Consider the following 24266-nt stretch of genomic DNA (forward strand, 5'->3'; position numbering starts at 1 on the left):
TAAACTTAGCGCTATTACAGCTCGTTTAACGCCTTGAAGGAAGACTTATGGCTGATATCCGGATTACCGGCAGAATGGTTAACTTTAGCAGGATAACCTTCGATACCAATGATCATGATGTGATCCGCCAGCAATTATCAAATATATTAAATGAAGGTTCCCATCAAGGAACTTTAGTAATTATTGACAGTACAGTTGAGCAAGAATTAATTGCATTAATTCAACTTCTGGTGAGCTTGGGTCTACAGCCTATGGCGGTAATCGACGGTATTTTAGGAGATGAAGCTCGCGCTATTCAATTCCCTGTTTTATCGGCAGATCAACCATTACAGCGTATTAAAGCCACAACAGAACAAGTAGCGATTGTAGAAAAACCAGCTATTGCCCCTGCCTCGTCTTCAGCAGAAACAAAAAAACCACTAAACAAGATAGCGGTTGCTCATATTACCTCTTATCATGATGAAATTTTGCGTACAGGCCAATCCCTCGTACAAGATAACGGCGATATTATTTTGAAAGCTGGCATGAATAGTGGTTCTGAAGTTATTGCATCAGGAAATATACATATTTATGGCACAGTTCGTGGTAGAGTCATTGCTGGTGCGGGCGGGCACACAGCTGCACGCATTTTTTGCCAATCTTTAGAGGCTGAGCTCGTTTCCATTGCCGGAACGTATTGTGTCGCAGATGATATCCCTAAACATGTGGTAAAAAAGCCAGTACATATTTATTTAAATGAAAAGCAAGAGCTTGAATTCGAAGCGATTGAACTTTAGTTTATTAAGCAAATCACCAAAAAACAGCCCTTTTAAGGGTGAATGACCATAATAGGAGTGGATTCGGTGGCCAAAATTGTTGTCGTAACATCAGGCAAAGGTGGTGTAGGTAAAACTACAACGAGCGCATCTTTTGCAACAGGTTTAGCCCTTCGTGGTCATAAAACTGTTGTGATTGATTTTGATGTAGGCTTACGTAACCTTGATTTGATTATGGGTTGTGAGCGTCGTGTTGTTTATGATTTTGTCAATGTGATTAACAACGAAGCACGTCTGCAACAAGCCCTTATTCGCGATAAAGATATCGAAAACCTTTATATTTTACCGGCTTCACAAACACGTGATAAAGATGCGTTGAGCGACGATGGTGTTGCTCGTGTTATTGATGAGCTATCTCAAGAATTTGATTACATCATTTGTGACTCACCTGCTGGTATTGAACGTGGCGCGATTTTAGCCATGTATCATGCAGATGAAGCAATCATTGTTACAAACCCTGAAATCTCTTCAGTACGTGACTCTGATCGCATTATTGGGATGTTGGATAGCAAAACCAAAAAAGTTGAACAAAACGAAGGACGTATACGTAAACATTTATGTATTACACGCTTCAACCCTGAACGCGCAGACCGTCAGGAAATGCTGACCATTGATGATATTTCTAAAGATATTTTACGCGTACCGACATTAGGTGTTATTCCAGAATGTCCAAGTGTATTACAAGCATCAAACGAGGGTAAGCCAGTAATTCTGTATTCAGAAACTAAAGCTGGTCAGGGTTATGATGATTTGGTTGCTCGCTTTCTTGGTGAAGACCGTCCTTATAGACACATCACAGCTCAACCTAAAGGCTGGTTAGCACGACTATTTGGAGCGTAGATATGGCAGGATTCTGGAGTAAATTATTTAGCAGTGACGAAAAGCCATCAAGTGCTCAAACTGCAAAAGATCGTTTAAAAGTTATTGTTGCTTCTGAACAAGGTTTAGGCCGCCGTTTAAGCCAAGACAAGATTGATCAGATGAAGAAAGAAATCATGCAAGTGGTTAGTCGTTATGTCAGCGGTGTAGGTGAACAGCATATCCAAATGCAGGTTCGCTCTGAAGCTAATATCGAAATGTTAGAAATGAATATCAATTTACCTGAAGAACGATAATTCTATTTCTGACTATTCAATAAAACAGAATCAAGGCAAAATAACGCAAGTTATTTTGCCTTTTTTAAAACTGAGGAGATTGTCATGGCATTATCACAGCCAGCAACTTTCAATGAAGAATGGTCCGATGAGCGTGTTTTTGCCTACCTCAACCAACTTCCGCCAGAGGGTGTGAACGCAGATTTTCATGTGCTCTACCATGCATTCAAACATATGCGCCCAACAGACTATGAACGTCTTTTGACTCAATTTATTGCGGACGGACGCGATGTTAATGCTAAAGACCCTGAAGGCCAACGCATTCATGATGTGATTGCCAAATTTCCGCGTCAATCGGCACCCTTTTTAGAAGTTCTAGCAAAGTTTGCTTAAAAAATAAAAAGCCTCTTAAAGAGGCTTTTTTAATGACTAAACTTATCGATTACCAATCAGGAAAATACCAAATATGGTAAAAATACCACCTGAAATACCATCAATCCATTTTGAAAAATTACGATAAGCTGATCTAAAACTCGGTAATGAAAAAATAAATGTTACGAAGCAGAACCATAAAATCGTCTCAACCGTAACAATAATAAAGAGTAGCCAGTGAACTTGATCAAGTTGAGGATTGGCTAAAAATAAAGAGAAAACACTACCAAAATAAATAACAGCTTTAGGATTTGATAGATTCGTTATAAGACCTTTAATAAAAAATAGGTAAGGTGCTTTTGGTAGCTCTACAGCAACATTATCCTCTTGCTGATTTTTTGAAAAAGCCGAACGTAACATCTGATAGCCTAACCAACACAAATATAAGCCACCGGCAATAAGTAAACCTTGCTTTAACCAAGCCATTTTCTCAAAAATAAGATTTAATCCCATCAGTGCTAAACAAGCCCAAAACATAACACCTGCTGTTATACCAGCGACCACTAACATAGCGTCTTTACGTGATCGACTAATCGCTGTTTGAGATACAAGGAAAAAATCAGGTCCGGGAGTAATAAGTGCACAAAAATGGATAAAAGCTAAAGTAATCAGAGCGAGTAACATGTTTTCCTCCAGATTGAATTCATTGTTATTTATTTAGGAAAAATACATTAGCATTTTTTACTATACGTTAAAATCTCTAAGTCATTTTATAAATAGATTCAGTTTATTTGAATTATAAAAAAAGCCTCCAGAGAGGCTTTTTTTATTAGGATTGAGCTATTAAACCAAAATATCCCGCTTACCGTTAGGCCCCATTGCGCTCACAATACCATTCTCTTCCATTTGATCAATGATACGGGCAGCACGGTTATAACCAAGGCTAAATTTACGTTGTAGTGACGATGTAGAAGCTTTACGGGTTTCTAAAACAAATGACACACATTGGTCATAAAGTGCATCACGGTCAGAACCACCCTCACCATCTTCAAAACCACGTGAAGTCGGCTCTTCATCAAATGGAGTTAAGATTTCGTCGACATAATCTGGTTCACCGCGTTCACGCCAAGCATCACAAATGCGGTTGACTTCATCATCGCTAATGAATGCACCATGCACACGCTCAGGTTCAATTTTACCTGGTCCTAAGAACAACATATCACCATGACCGAGCAAATCTTCCGCACCACCTGCGTCCAAAATAGTACGTGAGTCAATTTTACTGTTTACACGTAATGCTACACGCGTTGGAATATTGGCTTTAATCAAACCTGTGATCACATCAACAGACGGACGTTGAGTTGCAAGCAATAGATGGATACCCGCAGCACGAGATTTTTGCGCTAAACGCGTAATCATTTCTTCTGCTTTTTTACCCACCTGCATAATCATGTCGGCAAACTCATCTGCCACAATCACAATAGATGGTAACGGTGTTAGACGAGGTGCACGTTCTTGTGTTGCAGAGTCACTTGGTTTCCACGTTGGGTCAATTAGATCTTCCCCATTCGCAATTGCTTCTTCAACTTTACGGTTGTAGTCACTTAATTTACGAATTTTTAAGAATGACATCAGCTTATAACGGCGTTCCATTTCATTCACACACCAGTTCAATGCACTTACTGCATCTTTCATATCAGTAACGACTGGAGTTAATAAATGAGGAATATCATTATAGTTTGCAAGTTCAAGTTGTTTTGGATCGATTAAAATCAAACGCAACTGGTCAGGTGTATATTTAAGCAACATCGATAAAATCATCGAGTTTACCGCAACTGATTTACCAGAACCTGTCGTACCAGCAACCAACATGTGCGGGGCTTTCGCTAAATCAGTTAATACTGGATTACCTGAAATGTCTTTACCCATTGCCATACTGATTAATGCACTTGGATCGCGATATGTTGGCGTTTCCAATAGCTCAATCAAACGCACCATTTCACGGGCACTGTTTGGTACTTCAATACCAATATATGGTTTACCAGGAATTACTTCCACCACACGAACAGATGCCATCGACATTGAACGAGCTAAGTCACGCGAAATATTCGTTACTTTGGATGCTTTAACACCCGGTGCCAAATCTAACTCGAAACGGGTGACTACAGGTCCCGGTTGAGCTTCAACCACTTGAGCCTTAACATTAAATTCTTGTAACTTAATTTCAAGTAATTCAGATAAGCGCGAAAGCTGCTCTTCAGTGAAGTTAACTTTCTTATTTGGATCAACCTTATCAAGTAGCTCAAGGCCCGGTAATGTTGGTAAATCTAAACGCTTCTTGGCAACCTGCATTGCACGAGACATTGGTCGACCAGATGCATCTGTTAATGGTGCATCTAAATCAAAATCGTCTTCATCAATATCAGGATTTTCCTGCGGCTTTCCTGCAGTTTCCTGCCAAGCCTCAATAAACTCTTCTTTTGAAAGTTTATCAGCCTGAATAGTCGTTTGAATTGGAGCTTTTACAAATGCTGAAGATTGCGCATAACTACTTGCTCTGACAGGTTCTGCTGGCGCAATATCTTCATCTATTAATAAATCATCGAAGTCTTCAAAAACTTGTTCATTTGCTAAATTTTTAGGTGACTGATTTACATTCGATAAAGGTGAAGTAGCTTCTTTCGCAATGTTCACTGATTGCGAAGGAGGTTCTGCGACCACATGCTGATCTTGAACAAATGGTGTATGCACATCTGTTGCAGTTTTACTATTTGGAACTGCAGCAAGCAATTCATCAAAAATCTCATCATCATTCCAGTCAAGACTATTTAAGTCTTGTTTAACTGTAGGTTGAGTTTCATGAACTTGAGAAATAGTTTGCTGGAATGGCTCATGTGTAGGAGCTTGTTCTGTTGAATCGTCAGCTGCTCTTAAGAGCGCATCAATTTCCTGCTTATGGCTCGCATCATCACGTTGTAAAGCACGCCATACTTCACCAGTAGCCACTAAACGTTGACTATCTTTTTCAAGCTTATGAGCTTGCTCAAGCGTATGCTCAAAGTTTTGTGTATTTGCAACCGGTGTATCTGCTACAGGCTCAGGTCGGCTCTGCTCTTTGGCTAGCATATCTGCAAATAGGCGCTCAGCAACCGCATCATGTCGTGTTGCCGCTGGTTGTGATTGAGTGCTTTCAGATTGAACTGAAGCTACTTTCTCACTTGAAGCATCTTTTTCTGCATTTTCTGCAACTTTAACTGCCGCTGCTTTGTTAGCAGGCTGAGTTGTTAAGTCATAGTCCGATTCGTTTGGTGATACGTTTTTATAAAATAAATCTTGTAAATAGCTTGGTGTCGCTTTGAGCGTAACCCATGTTTTGCTCCATTGCACCCCAAATGCAAGAGTAAACAAGACCACTCCGAAAGCCAGTAAAAATAAAGTCGCGCCGTAAATTGTTAGCAATTGAGATAGGCTCTGCCCTAACTCGTAACCAATAATTCCCCCAGCCGCATTATCTAAAGTATCTGCTGGTACATTCCAGTGCAAATAAAGCAGGCTAGACACAACCAAAATTAAAAAGAATTGTGCAGCATAACGAAATGGGCGGTTTAAAAAACTACGTGGCCACCACACCTGAATTGCTTCAATAAAAAGGAAAATTGGAATAAGCAAACTTGCCCATCCTAAAAAACCAAACAGCAAATCTGCAATCCATGCGCCAGCAATACCACTTGCATTGGATACTTGCTGAGTATCACTGGAAATATGCATCCAGCCCGGGTCAAATGGTGTATATGTTACTGTCGCCAGAAACATATAAATGCCAAAAGAAACCAAGAATAATGTCATCAATAAGCGCTGTGCATAAACACTCGACACCGCAGTCATATACTGTCCTGTAACCCATTTAATTATTGGTTTAGAGATGTGAAGAACTACATTCTAGATCTTCAACGAATGAACTTTATATTATGCACCTGTTCTTACAAAAAAGGTGCATGATTCTTTACAGTTGTTGTTAACATGAGGCACTTCTATATTGTTATATAACTTAATTCGATTGACCTGATCAATATTATCCACATTGATTTAACGCTATTGATCGGCAAATTCACGTATAATTTTCAAAATTCTCGAAATAAATAAGGATACCCTCAATGAGTGCTCGTCATTCTCGGTTAATTATTCTCGGTTCTGGTCCTGCGGGCTATAGTGCAGCTGTCTATGCAGCGCGTGCAAACCTTAAACCTACTTTGATTGCAGGTTTACAACTAGGTGGGCAACTTACAACAACAACCGAAGTTGACAACTGGCCGGGCGATCCTGAAGGTTTAACAGGTCCTGCATTAATGGATCGTATGCAAGCACATGCTGAACGCTTTGGTACAGAACTCGTCTATGACCATATTAACGAAGTGGACTTAAATGTACGTCCTTTTGTTCTTAAAGGTGATATGGAAGAGTACACATGTGATGCTTTGATTATTGCAACTGGTGCTACAGCTCAATACCTTGGCCTAGAGTCTGAACAAAACTTTATGGGACAAGGTGTAAGCGCATGTGCAACATGTGATGGTTTCTTCTACAAAAACCAAAAAGTAATGGTTGTAGGTGGTGGTAACACTGCTGTTGAAGAAGCGCTTTATTTGTCAAATATTGCTTCACATGTAACGCTAGTACACCGCCGTGATAGCTTACGTTCTGAAAAGATTTTGCAAGATCATTTATTTGCCAAAGAAAAAGAAGGCAAAATCAGCATTATCTGGAATCACGAAGTTGAAGAAGTATTGGGTGACAATACTGGTGTAACAAGTGTACGCCTTAAATCGACTCAAGATGACTCTAAACAAGACGTAGAGGTTCATGGTCTATTCGTTGCAATTGGCCACAAACCAAATACTGGAATGTTTGATGGTCAATTAAACTTACGTGATGGCTATATCCAAGTACAAAGCGGTACATCTGGTAATGCAACAGCAACTTCTGTAGCTGGTGTTTATGCTGCTGGTGACGTCGCTGACAGCATTTATCGTCAAGCGATTACTTCTGCTGGGTCAGGCTGTATGGCTGCTCTAGATGCTGAAAAATATCTAGATAATCTCGGTTAATTCAATTAATACAAAAGACATCCAATCAACGATTGGATGTCTTTTTTTATAATGTTTATCTCTTCATATTTTCAAAATGGTCCAAATGTGTAAAACGTCCTGACCTCGTCTGATATTGGTCAATTTGAGGAACTAACCGTTGAAAATGCTCAGACTGAACATGTCGATCTAATGCTGCTCGATCTACCCATTCCTCAATAAAAACAAAATGTCCTAAATTTTTTATATCATGATATAAATCGTAGGCAATACATCCTTCCTCACATCTCGTTTTTTCAACGAGTTCTTGATAAAGGGGTAAAACAAAATCAATTTTTCTAATATCAATAAAATCTTCTGCAATAAGTTTTAGCATTAAACAAACCTTTTCTATGTATTCGTTCATGCTAAAGATGAACAATAAAAATTGTCAATGAAGCTCAGTTAAGTTAATTTTGAATTATTCCATTTCATTTTATTTTCTATGCAGAAACTTCCACTCTCTCAATTCATTTTCCCTGACCCCATTGAATCCGATCCTGATGGTCATGGTCTAATTTGTATTGGAGCTGATCTCTCCCCTTCTACCCTATATGAAGCATACACCCATGGATTATTTCCGTGGTTTAATGAAGATGAACCTATTTGTTGGTGGAGCCCAGAACCTCGTTGTGTGATCTACCCTGAAAACTACAAGCCAAGCAAGTCACTCCTTAGAAACATGAAAAAATATGACTATGCAATTACGGTTAATCACGCCTTCGAAGAAGTTATTCGCTCATGTTCTTTACCACGAAGTTATGCAGACGAAACTTGGATTAGCGAAGATATTATTCAAGGCTACTGTGAGATGTTTAATGCTGGCTATGGATATAGTGTGGAAGTTTGGGAGCAAAATGAACTTGTCGGAGGTCTATACGGCATTACGATTGGCAAAGGATGCTTCGGTGAGTCAATGTTTAGTAATGAGACAGATGTTTCAAAAATGGCTTTTTATACATTAATGCTGATTGGACAAGAAAATCAGCTCCCTTGGGTAGACTGTCAACTTGTAAATAGTCACTTAATTAGCTTAGGAGCTTGTACACTTTCTCGTCAAGACTACTTAAAATCGTTACAAGATGTAATTATTCACCCCTCTATCAATTGGAAAAAGTATCAAGAACGTGTATTTTCAAGTAAAACAATAGCGTTAGATGCAAAATTAATGGAATGATAACAGGAGGGACCAATCATGAAATCATATCACCCGAAGTCCCTTTTAAATGATCTGCAGTATTACATTACTCCACCTCATGATTGCAGCTACTTAGAAAATAAATCAGCGCGCATGGTGTTTTTAGACCCTATTCATCGGATTGATGTGGTCACTCTTTCGGAACTTTCTCGTTTAGGATTTCGTCGTAGCGGTGACTTCGTTTATCGCCCTGAATGCCATTTATGCAGACAATGTTTGTCTTGTCGTGTCCCAGTTGCCGAGTTCCAAATGAACAGCATGCAAAAAAAAGCGTGGAAAAGAAATCAAGATCTGACCATGACTGTTTTGCCGACTCAGCAAGCTGCTCAAATTCATTATGATTTATATGAACGCTATATTAATGAACGCCATGCTGATGGTGACATGTTTCCACCTAGCTTAGATCAGTTTGAAAAGTTTTTAGTACATAGTTGTACAAATAGCTTTTTCCTTGAGCTTTGGAAAGATAACCGTTTAATCAGTGTATCTACTTGCGATCTAATGGATGATGGACTGTCTGCGGTCTATACATTCTTTGATCCAGATGAGCATCGCAGATCACTTGGTGTGTACTCTATTCTGAACCAAATCGAATATGTTAAATCGCTTGGTTTAGAATATCTTTATTTAGGCTACTGGGTGCCGCACTCAGCCAAAATGAATTATAAATCACAATACACCCCTTTAGAACTTTTACTCGATGGACAATGGCGCCGTTTAAACAGATCCTTATCACCAGACGAAATTCAACAGTTAGGTACGTCGCTTATGACAACATTACCTTCTGAATGGAATAATTTAATTATTAAATAATTTTGATCGTGCCTTCGCATAAAAAGCAACCAGATCAAAATTTAGAATAAAGAAGCAAAATCATCGGTACAGGTTTTTACCATAATGACTGCATGTTCCCGCCCCCCTTCTGGGGTAGGATAATAATTGCGACGAAGGTCGATTTGGTGAAAACCTGTTTTTTCATATAAACCGATAGCGGCTTTATTACTTTCACGAACTTCTAAAAATATTTGTACTGGCTGATTTTTTAATTGATCAATTGATGCATTTAATAACTCATATCCTAAGCCCTGACCTTGCATTTTAGGGTCAACTGCCATGAGCAATAAATTTGCTTCATCTACTACTGGTTGTAAAATACAAAAGCCAACCACTCTATTTTGTGACTCAATGACGGTACATTGATAAGAATTTAAAGATTCTACAAATTGCTGTCTTGACCATGGATGTGTCTGTACTGATTTTTCGATTTCTACAACAATATCAACATCAGTGTTTTGCATTATACGAATCATGGGGTTCAGCACAATCAAAGTTCTAAAGTAATGCGTATTATAAAAACTTCATAAGAAAAAACGAGTAAAAAAAAGGACAATTAAATTGCCCTTTTTTATTATCTTTTTTAGAGACCTAGTTTTTCACGCCAAGTTGCTAACAGTGCGGTAGTGTCAGAATCATTTGGATGAAATTTTGGTCTTAAGAAATCAAGTAATTCTGGAATTTGACGGGTCATAAAACCTTTACGACCATACATGAACTTAAGCATGTACTTCGTATCTTTCCATGTTAATTTTCCATCGGTTTTTAATAACTTAGCTGTAAAATGTGTCTGAGTTGCAAAGATTAATGCCATTGCAATGATTAAAGCCGTTGAACGCATGAAATAAGCTTTTGGACCTTGTCCATACATACTTGTGTATACATCAAATGCCACAGCTTTGTGTTCATTTTCTTCAACTGCGTGCCACATCCATAAATGATACATCGTGTCATCTTGGAACATCGCCTGAATTTCAGGGTTTTGTAAAAGTTCTGCTGCAATCGTAGACGTAAAATGTTCTAGAGCACATGTTCCAGTCAAATCAATCATTTCTTTAGTGTAGCCAAAAGATTTCATTAATTTGGTTACAACAGTAGTACCCATATTAATGACTTTTCCTGTTTGCTTTTCCATATGACGCACATCATATCCGTAAGCCTGAGCCGAGGCATTAAATGCTAAATGCTCTTTCGAATGCATCGCCTCTTGACCAATAAAAGCACTAATCTCTTTTTGAAGATCTGGATCGGCAAGCTTTGGATCATTTCGAACAGCACGAGTGCTATTTACAAAGAACTGCTCACCCTCTGGGAAAAGAGCCGATAATGCCGTCATAAAATGAGTTAATCCTGCATCATAATTCGCCCAATAGCGCGGGACCTGAGCAAACTCAAAGTCCATACGACGCACAGGAAAACTAGCACCAGCACGATTTGAAATATTTACTTTAGCATTCATCTCAGACTCCTTTTAAGTGAATAGCTAATTCACATATAACTTTATTTATTTTCTTAATATTTATAATCATACGTCTTTCGATGTGCCAATTAAGTGCAGATGAGGACAGAGAAATATCAGATGAGGTCATTAATCACCCCATAAAGGTGCATAGATCTGCTAATAGTTATGTGAGCACTTAAAAGAAAAAGGGCTACTAATGAGCCCTTTCAAATCAACATAAATGTAAATTACAAACCTAATTTTGCTTTCCATGTTTTCAATAGACCTACTGTATCTAGGTCATTTGGGTGAAAACCGGGTTTAAAGTAGGCTAGCATTTCTTTAGCCATGCCAGTAATGATACCTTTCGACGGGCTATATGCGTATTTATAAATCACCGATAACTCATCTAGATTTAATTTTTTGTCTTGCTTTAATAGACGAAGCACAAAAGAAGACTGAATCAAGAAAATCAAAGTCATCGCAAATACTAGTGAACTCGTACGTAATGCATAAGCTTTTATGCCCTTACCAAACACACCTTCGTACACGTCAAAAGCTACAGCTTTATGCTCATTTTCTTCGATAGCATGCCAATACCACATAGTTGACATGGTTTCGTCTGTCATCAACTCTTGAATATGTTGATTGACTAATAACTGTGAAGCAATCGTAGCGGTAAAATGTTCAAGTGCTGTTGTAGCTGTTAGATCAACCATATCTTTGGTCATACCAAAAGGTTTGACAATTTTTACAAAAGTTTTAATTGCTGTTTGAATGGCCGTATCGGTAAACTTCTCTAACGCTTCTACATCGTGACCAAACTTTTGAGCAGAGGCATTAAAATTTACATGCTCTTGAGTATGCATTGCTTCTTGCCCAATGAAGGCACTAATCTCTTTTTGCAATACTTCATCATCTTTAATAGACGGATGATAACGTACAGCCCGTACACTATCTATGAAGAATTTTTCACCTGCTGGAAACAAGGCCGACAATGCTGTCATAAAGTGTGTTAGTCCAGCAGAACCATTCATCCAATATTCTGGTACATCATTAAAGTCAAAATTCATACGACGTACTGGAAAACTTGCACCTGCACGATTCGTAATATTCACTTTAGCATTCATACCCAAAGCTCCTTAATAAGTAACCCAAGTTACTCAAACTTTATTGTTCGTTTTCTTGATTCTTATCATACAAAGTTAATAAAAAGGATTAAGTGTAAATAAGGACATTGAAATATCAGTTAAGGCCAGCTTTTATAGTGATTGTTAGACATTTAAATATAAAAAAAGCGCTCTAAAAAGAGCGCTTTTTTTCACTGAAAGTGATTATGCAGTTACTTTCGCAACAACACCAGCACCTACAGTACGACCACCTTCACGGATCGCAAAACGTAGACCTGGGTCCATTGCGATTGGGTGGATTAATTCTACTGACATTTCAACGTTGTCACCTGGCATAACCATTTCAACGCCGTCTTGTAATTGGATTGCGCCAGTTACGTCAGTTGTACGGAAGTAGAACTGTGGACGGTAGCCGTTAAGGAATGGAGTATGACGACCACCTTCTTCTTTAGAAAGTACGTATACTTCTGCATCGAATTTAGTGTGCGGCTTGATTGTACCTGGTTTAGCAAGTACTTGACCACGTTGTACGTCTTCACGCTTAGTACCACGTAGAAGAACACCACAGTTCTCGCCTGCACGACCTTCGTCAAGCAATTTACGGAACATTTCTACGCCAGTTACAGTCGTTACTACTGTGTCACGGATACCAACGATTTCAACTGATTCGCCAACTTTAACGATACCAGATTCAACACGGCCTGTTACTACAGTACCACGACCAGAAATAGAGAATACGTCTTCGATTGGCATTAAGAATGCTTTGTCGATAGCACGTTCTGGTTCTGGGATGTAAGAGTCAAGCGCTTCAACAAGAGCAAGAACTGAAGGCTCACCATATTGACCAGCATCGCCTTCCAACGCTTTAAGCGCAGAACCACGGATAACTGGAGTGTCATCACCTGGGAAGTCATAAGTAGAAAGAAGTTCACGAACTTCCATTTCTACTAATTCAAGTAATTCTTCATCATCAACAAGGTCACACTTGTTTAAGAATACGATGATGTAAGGTACACCAACCTGACGTGAAAGAAGGATGTGTTCACGAGTTTGTGGCATTGGACCATCAGTCGCAGCACATACAAGGATCGCGCCGTCCATCTGAGCAGCACCAGTAATCATGTTTTTAACATAATCGGCGTGGCCCGGGCAGTCTACGTGAGCGTAGTGACGGATTGGAGAATCGTATTCTACGTGTGAAGTATTAATTGTAATACCACGTGCTTTTTCTTCAGGTGCTGAGTCGATTTGTGAGTAATCTTTCGCTTCACCGCCGTAAGTTTTTGCACAAATAGTTGCAATCGCAGCAGTTAAAGTTGTTTTACCATGGTCAACGTGACCAATTGTGCCCACGTTTACGTGTGGCTTATTACGTTCAAACTTGGCTTTAGCCATGATGATCTTCCTTTATAAACTGCTCATGCAGGGTCACTGCACGAGCGCTTGGTTTTTAACTAAGAATTAGTTTGGGCTTATAGTAATCGAAAGATTACTCGTCGTCACCTTTTTTACCGCCAGTCTGGAACTTAGCGATGATGCCTTCAGCCACGTTACGTGGAGTTTCAGCGTATTTAGCGAATTCCATAGAATAAGTCGCACGACCTTGAGACATAGAACGCATTTGAGTCGCGTAACCAAACATCTCAGCCAATGGAACTTCTGCTTTAATTGCTTTAGTTCCACCAGGAAGATCATCCATACCTTGAACCATACCACGACGACGGTTTAAGTCACCCATGATATCGCCCATGTAGTCTTCTGGAGTTTCTACTTCAACTTTCATGATTGGTTCAAGAAGGATAGGATCAGCTTTCATGAAACCGTCACGGAAAGCGTACGAACCAGCCATTTTGAACGACAATTCATCAGAGTCGACATCGTGGTAAGAACCATCGAATAATGTCGCTTTGATACCCACAACAGGGTAACCAGCTAATACACCATTCTTCATACGTTCTTGAATACCTTTGTCAACCGCACCAAAGAATTCTTTAGGTACAGTACCGCCGACAACTTCTTCAGCGAATTGGTATTCTTTACCAGCTTCTTCAACATCCATAGGCTCTAAACGAACATATACATGACCGAATTTACCTTTACCACCTGTTTGACGAACGAACTTACCTTCTTGCTCAACAGTCTTTTTGATTGTTTCGCGGTAAGCAACCATTGGTTTACCAATGTTCGCTTCAACACCGAATTCACGCTTCATACGGTCAACAATGATGTCAAGGTGAAGCTCACCCATACCAGCAATAATTGTTTGACCAGATTCTTCGTCTGTACGAACGCGGAACGATGGATCTTCTTTAGCCAAACGACCTAAAGCAATTGACATTTTTTCTTGGTCAGCTTTAGTTTTTGGTTCAACAGCCAATGAAATTACTGGCTCTGGGAATTCCATACGCTCAAGTGTAATGATGTTTTTCTCATCACATAATGTATCACCAGTAGTAACGTCTTTAAGACCTACACACGCTGCGATATCACCTGCACGAATTTCATCAAGATCTTGACGTTCGTTCGCATGCATTTGCACGATACGACCGATACGTTCACGCTTAGATTTAACTGGGTTATAAACCGGATCACCTTGTTTAAGAACACCAGAATAAACACGTACGAATGTTAAGTTACCTACGAATTTATCGTTCATGATTTTGAACGCTAACGCAGAGAACGGAGCTTCGTCAGATGCTTCACGAGACGCTTTAGTTTCGTCTTTGTCGTCAAGGATACCTTCGATCGCTTTAACTTCAGTAGGTGATGGTAAGAATTCAATTACAGCATCCAACATACGTTGAACACCTTTGTTTTTGAACGCAGAACCACAAAGCATTACTTGAATTTCAGAAGCTAATGTACGAGCACGTAAACCTGCAATGATCTCTTCTTTAGAAAGATCACCTTCTTCAAGGTACTTGTCCATTAATTCTTCAGAAGCTTCAGCCGCAGCTTCAACCATTTTGGTACGCCATTCGTTAGACGTATCAACAAGGTCAGCTGGGATATCAGCATATTCAAACTTCATACCTTGAGATGCTTCATCCCAGATAATCGCTTTCATTTCGATAAGGTCAACAACACCTGCAAACGTATCTTCTGCACCGATTGGCACAACGATAGGTACAGGATTACCACCTAAACGAGTTTTAACTTGTTCAACAGCACGGAAGAAGTTTGCACCAGTACGATCCATCTTGTTCACGAATGCTAAACGAGGCACTTTATATTTGTTTGCTTGACGCCATACAGTTTCAGACTGAGGTTGTACGCCACCAACTGCACAGTAAACCATGCACGCACCGTCAAGAACACGCATAGAACGTTCAACTTCGATTGTGAAGTCTACGTGTCCCGGGGTGTCAATTACGTTGATACGGTGTTGTTCGAATTGGTTACCCATACCAGACCAGAAACAAGTTGTAGCAGCAGAGGTAATTGTAATACCGCGCTCTTGCTCTTGTTCCATCCAGTCCATTGTTGCTGCACCATCGTGTACTTCACCAATTTTGTGAGATACACCTGTGTAGAACAAAATACGTTCTGTTGTAGTTGTTTTACCTGCGTCAATGTGCGCAGAAATACCGATGTTACGGTAATTACTAATTGGGGTTTGGCGAGCCATGATGTCTACATTCCTAAATGTTATATTTAAAACAGGACGCATCAATTAAATTGATGCGCACAAATATCCAAGCAGGCAACTTAAATACCCGCAAAGCTCCCACTTTGATAAAGAGCAATGTTGAATCGAGCTGCTGTACGCATGAATATTCTCCTGATTAGGGACTGTTTTATCCGCTTAGAAACGGTAGTGAGAGAAGGCTTTGTTGGCTTCAGCCATACGATGCACGTCTTCACGTTTTTTGATCGCTGCACCTTTACCTTCAGCTGCATCAAGCAACTCACCAGCAAGACGTAAAGCCATCGTTTTTTCAGAACGCTTAGCAGCAGCATCTACTAACCAACGCATTGCTAAGGCAGTACGACGGGATGGGCGTACTTCCATAGGTACTTGATAAGTAGCACCACCAACACGGCGTGCTTTTACTTCAACCATAGGACGAACTTTTTCAAGAGTAGTCTCGAAAAATTCAACTGGGTCTACTTTGTTTTTTTCTTGAACACGTTCTAAAGCACCGTAAACGATACCTTCAGCAACAGATTTTTTACCATCTTGCATTACGTGGTTCATGAATTTAGCGATTGTTTGGCTGCTAAATTTTGGATCTGGAAGGATCTCACGAGCAGCGACTACGCGACGTCTTGGCATTTTAATACACCTAATAATATGACACTTCAGGATAATCCAGCAGTTTGTACAAGTGTCATGTACACGACGCTGGCCTTACTATACGTCGCTTGAATTACAAATCTATGAAGAATTCAAACAAGCGAAACGCTAAAGGGCTTATTGGACTAGTTTCCTAGAATTACTTCTTAGGACGCTTAGTACCGTATTTAGAACGTGATTGATTACGATCTTTAACACCAGCACAGTCTAATGAACCACGAACGGTATGGTAACGTACACCTGGTAAGTCTTTAACACGACCACCACGGATAAGAACAACACTGTGCTCTTGTAGGTTATGACCTTCACCACCGATGTAGCTAGATACTTCAAAACCTGAAGTTAAGCGAACACGGCAAACCTTACGCATAGCTGAGTTAGGTTTTTTAGGTGTAGTTGTATAAACACGTGTACAAACACCACGACGTTGTGGACAAGCCTTCAACGCAGGAACTTTGGATTTTTCAACCAAAGTCGTACGACCCTTACGGATCAACTGATTCGTTGTTGCCATATGGCAATTCTCCCGTTATTAAAAAACCTTAAAAAGAAAATACCTCTTTTTAAGGGCACATAATTGTAAGCTAAGATGCAAAAATGGTCAACACGGCAATACGTACCAAATGTTGACCATATCAATCTTTGACAGGATAACTTACAAATTTAAATAGAGTTCAGATTTTATTTTTAAAGCTCTTATTTGTAAGCGTATTGTTAAGAGTATTTTTTACCATCCAACCCCTCTTCATCTTCCTCAGGAGTTAGAGCTGGTTTTTGCTCTGTATACTCATGTTCCTCTACATGTTTATCAGCAAGTTGTTCTATACCTTGATGAACATTTTCCTGAATTTTTTCTTCGCTCTTTTTACTTTCAGAAGGCTTTAAAACAATAGATACTTTTGAAATGACATCATGGTTTTCTACTTTATGATGATGTGCAGCATGGATATTGCCATCTTCACCCACATTTAAAAGACGTGGACTGGCCTTCTGAATGAGCGTTACTGCAGCATAATAAGCCTGAAGTGGAGATAAATGCTCACTTGGATGCTCATTTAAATAATGTCTTGCAGCTCCAAAGATAGCTTGTGCTTTATGCCCAACATCTTCTTGTAGCTTCCAACTATATACGGCACTTAAAACAGCACCAGCAACAGGTGTAACTTTACCAAATGCTGAAAGCTTCGGAATACGATTTAACCATCCCCACTTAAACTCTCCATCTTCATCGACTAGCCAGTTCTTTAAAGTATCTAAATCGGTAGTTGAACCTAACACTTGCTGAAATTGATGAATATCTTGTGTTTCCAACATATTTCGTAATGTTTTTAAAGCCAACAATAGAGTTTGCTTTTCGGCAATCAGACTAATATCAACTTCTTTGAAGATAAACTCGACAACATCTTGGTCTGTGAGTTCCAAAAGATCAAAGCCATGTGACCTTCCTGTCTGATAAATCGTTCTTAAAACCAACACGAGTGAAACAGGAATATCTACAGCAGCACCAACAACACCAGACACACCGGTGATTGCCCCTTGTATTGTTGCGATTAACTTATTTTGTTCAATGAGGGCCTGACTTAAACGTTGAGAGCGACCCGTATCTTTAGTTAGTTCAAATAAATCTTTAGCGCCCGCTTCTTCTAAGATTTTTTCAGTTAAGGTGCTTTTTGAACTAAAGTCATTCAACCAATCAAATAAATACCCTGAGATTTTTTCATCCCAATCTGGGGAGAGAAATGTAGCTACACCATTTACTTTTGTAAAATGTCGCCCAAATACCTGCCGAGTTACTTTCGGTAATTGTTCACGTAGCATCTGTTGAGGACTTTCATATTGCTCAACTTCAAATGGGCTTTTAGTTCTCGATTTACCTTCAACCGTTTTACCAGTTGGAATTGGTTCAATTACCTTACTGACATCACCTGATTGGTTCTGTTGCAAGATACTCAATCCTGTAGAACTGAGCTTTTTAGCCACTCCGAAGACCTGAGAAAACAAATTTTCAGATTGATTATTATTAAATTTTGTCATCAAGTACCTCGATTTTTTAATTTATCTAATTAGACATAAATACTAGGTGGAATGTGGATTTATCTCAACTTGAATGTGTGTATTTTAGTTAACCCTAAATGCAACATACCATGTATTTAGTTATTTTTTTTAAATGTAAAATTGTCATAAAGATTTGCCATAAGAAATAAAAATCCTTTCTGCTATCATGTTAACAACGAAAAAACATGAGTCTTGTTTTCTTACAGCTATATTCTCCTATTCGTTTTCGTAGCTGTTGATCACCATAGACTCTTAATATCACCATAAAGGGACCTGTAGATGAAACGTGTTGTAATCACTGGTATGGGTATTAACTCATGTATCGGTAACTCTTTAGAAGCAGTTACTCATTCACTTCAAAATGGAATCTCCGGGACACGTTTTAACCCAACTTATGCTGAACTCAATTTTAAAAGTCATGTGAGCGCTGCTGCAGACCAAGATTTTGATCATATTGACCGTAAGTTAAAACGCTTTATGGGCGTATGTGCAATGTACGCTTACAATGCCGCTGTAGCTGCTGTTGAACATGCAGGACTTACTGCTGAGCAAATCGGTGGTAATCCACGTTACGGTATCGCAGGTGGTTCAGGTGGTGGTTCAACTGCATCTGTTGTTGAAATGACAGAGCTTTTAGAGACTAAAGGTGCCCGTAAAGTAGGACCTTTCTTCGTACCACGTAACATGTCAAACACTATTACTGCAAACGTAGGTGTTGCATTTAAATTGCAAGGTATTGCTCATACCATTACAAGTGCTTGCGCAACTTCTGCTGACGCAATTGGTTATGCGTACAACCTTATTCAACTCGGCAAACAAGACCTTATGCTTGCTGGTGGTGGTGAAGAAGATCATTGGTCTCAAAGTTTATTGTTTGATGCAATGGGTGCGCTTTGCTCAAAATATAATGAAACTCCAGAAACAGCATCTCGTCCATATTCAGCAGATCGTGATGGTTTCGTTATTGCTGGTGGTGGTGGTTTTGTCGTACTTGAATCACTTGAACACGCACAAGCACGCGGTGCCAACATTTTAGCTGAAGTCGTTGGTTATGCTGCAAACAGCGATGGCGCAGACATGGTTGCTCCAAGCGGTGAAGGCGCTACACGTTGTGTATTAATGGCACTTGAAGAAGCTAAGCAACATGGCGTAGAAAAAATTGACTATGTAAATACACATGGTACATCTACTCCTGCTGGTGACATTACAGAACTTAAAGCAATGGAACGTGCATTTGGTGAAGGCAATGTACCTCCTCTTAGCTCAACTAAATCTATGACTGGTCATAGCTTGGGTGCAGCTGGCGTACAAGAAGCTATCTACTCTGTTCTAATGATGCAAAATGACTTTATTGCACCAAACATCAATGTGACTGAACTAGATGAAGGCGCAAAACCTTTTGATATCGTACTTGAAAAACGTGATGCAAAATTGAATACTGTAATGAGTAACAGTTTTGGCTTTGGCGGTGTTAACGCTTGCCTTATTTTCAAGAAGTGGGATGCATAATCCCACCTAGGATTATCGATGGATGCACCTTCTGATGCTTTTTTGTGGGTAAAAGCATTACATATTATTGCCGTGGTTTGTTGGTTTGCTGCTTTGTTCTACTTACCACGTCTATATGTTTATCATGCCATGAGTGAAGATGCTGCTAGTCATCAACGCTTTGAAGTAATGGAACGTAAGTTGTATCGCGGAATTATGTGGCCTTCTATGATCGCCACATTAATTACCGCCCATTTTCTTGTGGATTGGGGCGATGCAACTCGACATTACCATCAGGCAACATGGTTTTACCTTAAAGTCGCTTTAGTCGCTTTATTAGTCATCTACCATTTAGTATGTGGCTACTACCGTAAAAAACTTATCGGAAATGCTCACTATAAATCACATAAGTTCTGGCGATTCTTTAATGAAATGCCAACTTTAATTTTATTTGCTGTAGTGATTTTAGTTGTCGTAAAGCCTCAGTTTTAACTGGGGCTTTTGCTTTATTGGGCAATTTATTTAATTTAGACACTAAAAAACCACAGAGTTATTTATATATTTACCTTTTAATCAAATACATAAAATCAATTTTTTCTTAAGGTTATATACCCAATGAGTCAACCTGACTCTTTATTTACTAATGAGTAATCTATACTATTCTAAAGAAATAGATGAACTCATTTAATGGCAAAGCTATGCTAACCCTTACTGCCCTTAAAAGCTCAACCCAACAACAATTTATACTTCTTACGCTTTTTATTTTTCGTCACTTAAAAAACTATCCTATTAGATATTTAACCGCTCAAGAAAAAGTATTAGCACAACTCGTTTTCGGCGACATGCTCAATTGCGAGCAACCTAAAATTATTGCTACTCGCTACCTTCCTTGGCAGTCTTGCGGTATTTTTATGGCTCCAAACGGAAATATTTATGTCAATTCTTCCGATTACAGTGAAAATTACGCTCTAGAATCTAAATTTATGCAGGGTATTTTTATTCACGAACTCACTCATGTCATGCAATATCAGAAAGGTATTCATGTACTACTTAAAGGTGCATTGTTACAATCGGCCTATTATCTTAGCTTTAAAAAATACAACCCCTATAAATACACTTACTCTCCCCACAAAGCGTTTAGCACTTATAATATTGAACAACAAGGCGAAATTGCCCGTGACATTTGCTCTGGAAAAATCCCAAATATTATCTATTCACCGCAACTTCATTTGTAACGAAATAATCAGTCTTTCTTTGAACGTAACATTTTTTGCTTAATGTAAATGAGAATTCTTATAAATCAGAAATACTTACTTAAACTAGAAAATCACTCTTATTTAATTCAAATTATTGAAAAAAATATAACGCGCTTATTCCAAATTGGCTTGTGATAAGGCAGTATACAAACAATAAAAATAATGAAGCCTGTTTCTATTCTATACAGAAAATCTCGTTATTTTTACGCAGAAAATATGTGATTGGTATATATTATTGATCTTGACATTTTTGTTTACTATTTTAATTGTTTACTATCGTATCATACACATCGTTGAAAAATTATATCTATAAAAATCAACACTGTGTGTATCTATATTCGTTATGATCTAGGATTAGGTTTGAATGAAAAGTTTTAAAGTTGCCCTTGCTCAGTTTTCTCCGCATATTGGCAATATTGACTCAAACACCAAAAAGATGATTGAGCAAGTAAATCAGGCGAAAAAACAAAACGCTGACCTGATTATTTTTCCCGAGCTTTCTGTTATTGGTTACCCAGCTGAAGACTTATTGCTACGTCCAAATTTAAATAAACGTATGCAAAAGGCTTTTGCCCAACTTGCCGAAGTTAAAGATATTGTCATGGTTTTCGGATTTGTGAACCAGACAGAAGATGGTCAACGTTATAATTCAGCTGCTATCATGAAAGACGGTCAAGTTTTGGGTGTTTTTAACAAACACAATTTACCAAACTATGGCGTCTTTGATGAAAAACGTTATTTCCAAAAAGGCCACCAGCATTTGGTGTTTGAATATCTTGGACATAAGTTTGGCGTATTGATTTGCGAAGATATCTGGTCACTCAATACCGTAAAACAGTTAAGCCAATTAAATGTTGATACTGTTCTTGTATTGAATGCATCACCATATGAAGTCGGTAAGCCACAGCACCGTACACAAACCTTGAGTGAACTTGCAAAGCAACTTCACCTCAACATTGTGTACGTTAACCAAGTGGGCGGCCAAGATGATTTAATTTTTGATGGCACAAGTTTCGTCAGTAATAAAAGTGGTGAAATTGCTTTACAAGCGCCAAGCTTTAAAGAAGACCTCTACATCGCTGAATTTGACCATAAAAACAAATCTTTTAAAGTCACAGAATCTGCTCCTGCTTTAGAAACATTTGCAGAGATCTATCAAGGTTTAGTTCTGGCAACACGTGACTATGTAGAGCGTTCAGGTTTCCCTGGTGTAATTTTAGGTTTATCTGGTGGTATTGACTCAGCTCTTACACTTGCAATTGCTGTTGATGCAATTGGTGCAGAAAAAGTACAAGCCGTAATGATGCCTTATACTTATACTTCTCAAATTAGTGTAGAAGATGCGGCAGAACAAGCTCGACGTATGGGTGTGACTTTCGGTATTGCTGAAATACATTCGGTTGTAAATAGCTTTATGCAAACCTTGTATCCTTTCTTTGGCAACTCACCAGCAGATGCAACTGAAGAAAACTTACAAGCGCGCGCACGCGGCACATTACTGATGGGTTTATCAAATAAATTTGGTAATTTAGTACTCGCTACTGGCAATAAATCTGAGCTTTCAGTTGGCTACTGTACACTTTACGGTGATATGGTTGGTGGCTTTGCAGTTCTAAAAGATGTTTATAAAACTATCGTATTTGAATTAGCAAAATACCGTAATAGCTTAAGTGAAACTCCTGTTATTCCTGAACGTGTTATTACTCGTCCACCTTCAGCGGAACTTCGCCCAGACCAAAAAGACCAAGATTCTTTACCAGCCTATGATGTATTAGATGCCATTCTTTACGCATACATTGAAGAAGATTTAAGTCAGGCAGATATTATTGCCAAAGGTTTTGATAAAGAAGTAGTTGAAAAAGTCATCCGTTTAGTTGATCGTAATGAATATAAACGTCGTCAAGGCGCGATTGGGCCGAGAATTACTTCTCGTGCATTTAGTCGTGAACGACGTTATCCGATTGTCAACGGTTGGACAGCGAATGACTGAGCAGAAAAACTCATCAAAAACTACAACACTTGCTCAAGCACTTTTGCTTGAGCAAGTGGAATTTTTCAAAAAACAATTATCTATAGAAAACTCACCTATTTATTTCCAACAGTTTATTCAACTGTTTGTGCAACATGCTGACGAAATCAAGCTTCATGAAGTTGTTGATTTAGAGCAACTACAAGCCGTTGTGAAACGCTATGCTTTTGAAATGCAGCTTGGTGCTGGTTTACTTGAGTTTATTGGGGAAATTGCGCAGCGTATTTATCTATCTGCTATGAAGTCTCCAATTCAGTTACAAGACTTGGTATCTGACCATCAATTTGAAATGTGGCTCTCCAAATTTTTGGAAATGGAGCATATTCCTCATTATCTCAACCAATTTTTAAGAACTAGCCCTTCTGTCCAACAGCTTTGTCAATATATTGCGACCTCCACCTTAGAACAGAAAATACCAAAATTTTTAAATGCATCTAGAGTCGATGATTACCACTTTGAATGGCAACATAAACTCAAAAAATTCTCTTTTTTACAGCAACAACGTCTTGAGCATAAACTTGAAACTTGGATTGCCAGCTTTATTCACGAGCAACTTACAGAATTAAGTCTTTTGTCGAGTGAAGATTTAGAAAGCCTAGTGCGCCATGTTTGGGAAGATATTAGACATAAAAAAATGTATGAGTTTATGAAGCAACTCACTCCTCTTGATGTTGAAGAGTTCTTTGTTTTAATTTACGAATATTGGAAAGAATTACGCCAATCGCAATTCATGCAGGACCTTATTTTATATGGCGTAGAAGTTTTTTATGACTTTTATAAAGACGAAAGTTTATTTGAAGTATTAAGTGAGATTGGTTTAACTGAAACCGACTTACAAACCGAAGCCTTACGCTTTTACCCTAAGATCATGAATGTATTTAATGAACACGGTATTTTAGAACCGTTACTTCAAACGATTTTAGCTCCTTTTTATCAAAGCTCAAAAACACTCGATATTATTGAAAAACATTTTAATGAGTAAAAAAAGACAAAAAGAAACCATGCATGAGCATGGTTTTTAAAATGGTGGCTATGACGAGACTTGAACTTGTGACCCCCGCATTATGAGTGCGGTGCTCTAACCAACTGAGCTACATAGCCGTAAACTGTGTGCGCATTATCTATAGTTCTACA

23 protein-coding genes and 1 tRNA gene are annotated in these 24266 nt (G+C 38.8%); 12 read left to right on the plus strand and 12 right to left on the minus strand.

Features of this window, described 5'->3' with window-relative positions; all coding sequences use genetic code 11:
- Positions 1–47 precede the first annotated feature (47 nt).
- The 4 genes from minC (at position 48) to MMY79_RS15050 (ending at position 2302) form a co-directional block, all read left to right on the plus strand.
- Positions 48–776 carry a septum site-determining protein MinC gene (minC, locus tag MMY79_RS15035; protein ID WP_252609881.1) on the plus strand — a complete coding sequence of 243 codons (729 nt, stop codon included), beginning with the start codon at positions 48–50 and terminating at the stop codon, positions 774–776.
- A 66-nt stretch (positions 777–842) separates the two neighbouring features.
- Positions 843–1655 (plus strand): septum site-determining protein MinD, encoded by an 813-nt coding sequence (gene minD, locus MMY79_RS15040; RefSeq protein ID WP_004794144.1) that lies wholly within the window; start codon positions 843–845, stop codon positions 1653–1655.
- 2 nt (positions 1656–1657) lie between these two features.
- On the plus strand, positions 1658–1930 hold the full coding sequence (gene minE / locus MMY79_RS15045) for a cell division topological specificity factor MinE (protein WP_003653273.1): 273 nt from the start codon (positions 1658–1660) through the stop codon (positions 1928–1930).
- Positions 1931–2014: 84 nt separating this feature from the next.
- Entirely contained in the window at positions 2015–2302 is a 288-nt protein-coding gene (locus tag MMY79_RS15050; protein WP_252609883.1) for a PA4642 family protein, read from the plus strand.
- 42 nt (positions 2303–2344) lie between these two features.
- On the opposite strand, the gene rhtC is transcribed toward MMY79_RS15050, so the two are convergent.
- On the minus strand, positions 2345–2965 hold the full coding sequence (rhtC, locus tag MMY79_RS15055; RefSeq protein ID WP_252609886.1) for a threonine export protein RhtC: 621 nt from the start codon (positions 2963–2965) through the stop codon (positions 2345–2347).
- A 159-nt stretch (positions 2966–3124) separates the two neighbouring features.
- Entirely contained in the window at positions 3125–6166 is a 3042-nt protein-coding gene (locus tag MMY79_RS15060) for a DNA translocase FtsK (protein WP_252609888.1), read from the minus strand.
- Positions 6167–6435: 269 nt separating this feature from the next.
- Between MMY79_RS15060 and trxB the strand changes: the two genes are divergently transcribed.
- Entirely contained in the window at positions 6436–7386 is a 951-nt protein-coding gene (gene trxB, locus MMY79_RS15065) for a thioredoxin-disulfide reductase (RefSeq protein ID WP_252609890.1), read from the plus strand.
- Between the two features lie 55 nt (positions 7387–7441).
- Here trxB and MMY79_RS15070 read toward each other — a convergent pair whose 3' ends face one another.
- Positions 7442–7741 carry a putative quinol monooxygenase gene (locus MMY79_RS15070; protein ID WP_252609892.1) on the minus strand — a complete coding sequence of 100 codons (300 nt, stop codon included), beginning with the start codon at positions 7739–7741 and terminating at the stop codon, positions 7442–7444.
- 108 nt (positions 7742–7849) lie between these two features.
- Here MMY79_RS15070 and aat point away from each other — a divergent pair, with 108 nt between their 5' ends.
- Together aat and MMY79_RS15080 are read left to right on the plus strand one after the other, a co-directional pair.
- Entirely contained in the window at positions 7850–8581 is a 732-nt protein-coding gene (gene aat / locus MMY79_RS15075) for a leucyl/phenylalanyl-tRNA--protein transferase (RefSeq protein WP_252609894.1), read from the plus strand.
- A gap of 18 nt (positions 8582–8599) precedes the next feature.
- Entirely contained in the window at positions 8600–9415 is an 816-nt protein-coding gene (locus MMY79_RS15080; protein WP_252609896.1) for an arginyltransferase, read from the plus strand.
- 41 nt (positions 9416–9456) lie between these two features.
- Here MMY79_RS15080 and rimI read toward each other — a convergent pair whose 3' ends face one another.
- From rimI to MMY79_RS15120, 8 genes are all read right to left on the minus strand, one after another.
- Complete coding sequence (rimI, locus tag MMY79_RS15085) at positions 9457–9912, minus strand: ribosomal protein S18-alanine N-acetyltransferase (RefSeq protein WP_252609898.1); 456 nt, start codon at positions 9910–9912, stop codon at positions 9457–9459.
- Between the two features lie 107 nt (positions 9913–10019).
- Positions 10020–10895, minus strand: a complete 876-nt coding sequence (locus tag MMY79_RS15090) for a metal-dependent hydrolase (protein ID WP_252609900.1) — start codon at positions 10893–10895, stop codon at positions 10020–10022.
- A 230-nt stretch (positions 10896–11125) separates the two neighbouring features.
- The gene (locus MMY79_RS15095; RefSeq protein ID WP_252609902.1) at positions 11126–12007 is read right to left on the minus strand and encodes a metal-dependent hydrolase; all 882 of its coding nucleotides are present in this window, start codon (positions 12005–12007) and stop codon (positions 11126–11128) included.
- A gap of 204 nt (positions 12008–12211) precedes the next feature.
- Positions 12212–13402, minus strand: coding sequence for an elongation factor Tu (gene tuf, locus MMY79_RS15100; protein ID WP_042894405.1), 1191 nt, complete (start codon positions 13400–13402; stop codon positions 12212–12214).
- A gap of 94 nt (positions 13403–13496) precedes the next feature.
- Positions 13497–15635: an elongation factor G gene (fusA, locus tag MMY79_RS15105; RefSeq protein WP_231761780.1), complete on the minus strand. Its 2139-nt coding sequence runs from the start codon at positions 15633–15635 to the stop codon at positions 13497–13499.
- Between the two features lie 177 nt (positions 15636–15812).
- Positions 15813–16283 (minus strand): 30S ribosomal protein S7, encoded by a 471-nt coding sequence (gene rpsG / locus MMY79_RS15110; RefSeq protein WP_004638185.1) that lies wholly within the window; start codon positions 16281–16283, stop codon positions 15813–15815.
- 160 nt (positions 16284–16443) lie between these two features.
- Positions 16444–16818, minus strand: coding sequence for a 30S ribosomal protein S12 (gene rpsL, locus MMY79_RS15115; protein WP_002050319.1), 375 nt, complete (start codon positions 16816–16818; stop codon positions 16444–16446).
- Between the two features lie 200 nt (positions 16819–17018).
- Positions 17019–18338 (minus strand): EcsC family protein, encoded by a 1320-nt coding sequence (locus tag MMY79_RS15120; RefSeq protein WP_252609904.1) that lies wholly within the window; start codon positions 18336–18338, stop codon positions 17019–17021.
- A 300-nt stretch (positions 18339–18638) separates the two neighbouring features.
- Between MMY79_RS15120 and MMY79_RS15125 the strand changes: the two genes are divergently transcribed.
- The 5 genes from MMY79_RS15125 (at position 18639) to MMY79_RS15145 (ending at position 24114) form a co-directional block, all read left to right on the plus strand.
- Positions 18639–19868: a beta-ketoacyl synthase N-terminal-like domain-containing protein gene (locus MMY79_RS15125; protein WP_252609906.1), complete on the plus strand. Its 1230-nt coding sequence runs from the start codon at positions 18639–18641 to the stop codon at positions 19866–19868.
- A gap of 18 nt (positions 19869–19886) precedes the next feature.
- A complete protein-coding gene (gene hemJ / locus MMY79_RS15130) occupies positions 19887–20339 on the plus strand; it encodes a protoporphyrinogen oxidase HemJ (protein ID WP_252609908.1) in 453 nt (150 codons plus the stop codon).
- Between the two features lie 182 nt (positions 20340–20521).
- The gene (locus MMY79_RS15135) at positions 20522–21082 is read left to right on the plus strand and encodes a hypothetical protein (RefSeq protein ID WP_252609910.1); all 561 of its coding nucleotides are present in this window, start codon (positions 20522–20524) and stop codon (positions 21080–21082) included.
- Positions 21083–21467: 385 nt separating this feature from the next.
- A complete protein-coding gene (locus MMY79_RS15140; RefSeq protein WP_252609912.1) occupies positions 21468–23093 on the plus strand; it encodes an NAD+ synthase in 1626 nt (541 codons plus the stop codon).
- On the plus strand, positions 23086–24114 hold the full coding sequence (locus MMY79_RS15145; protein ID WP_252609914.1) for a hypothetical protein: 1029 nt from the start codon (positions 23086–23088) through the stop codon (positions 24112–24114). Before MMY79_RS15140 ends, MMY79_RS15145 begins: the two co-directional genes overlap by 8 nt.
- Before the next feature lie 42 nt (positions 24115–24156).
- On the opposite strand, the gene MMY79_RS15150 is transcribed toward MMY79_RS15145, so the two are convergent.
- A tRNA-Met gene (locus tag MMY79_RS15150) sits at positions 24157–24233 on the minus strand.
- Positions 24234–24266: the final 33 nt, after the last annotated feature.

This window comes from Acinetobacter sp. XS-4, assembly GCF_023920705.1.
GTDB lineage: Bacteria > Pseudomonadota > Gammaproteobacteria > Pseudomonadales > Moraxellaceae > Acinetobacter.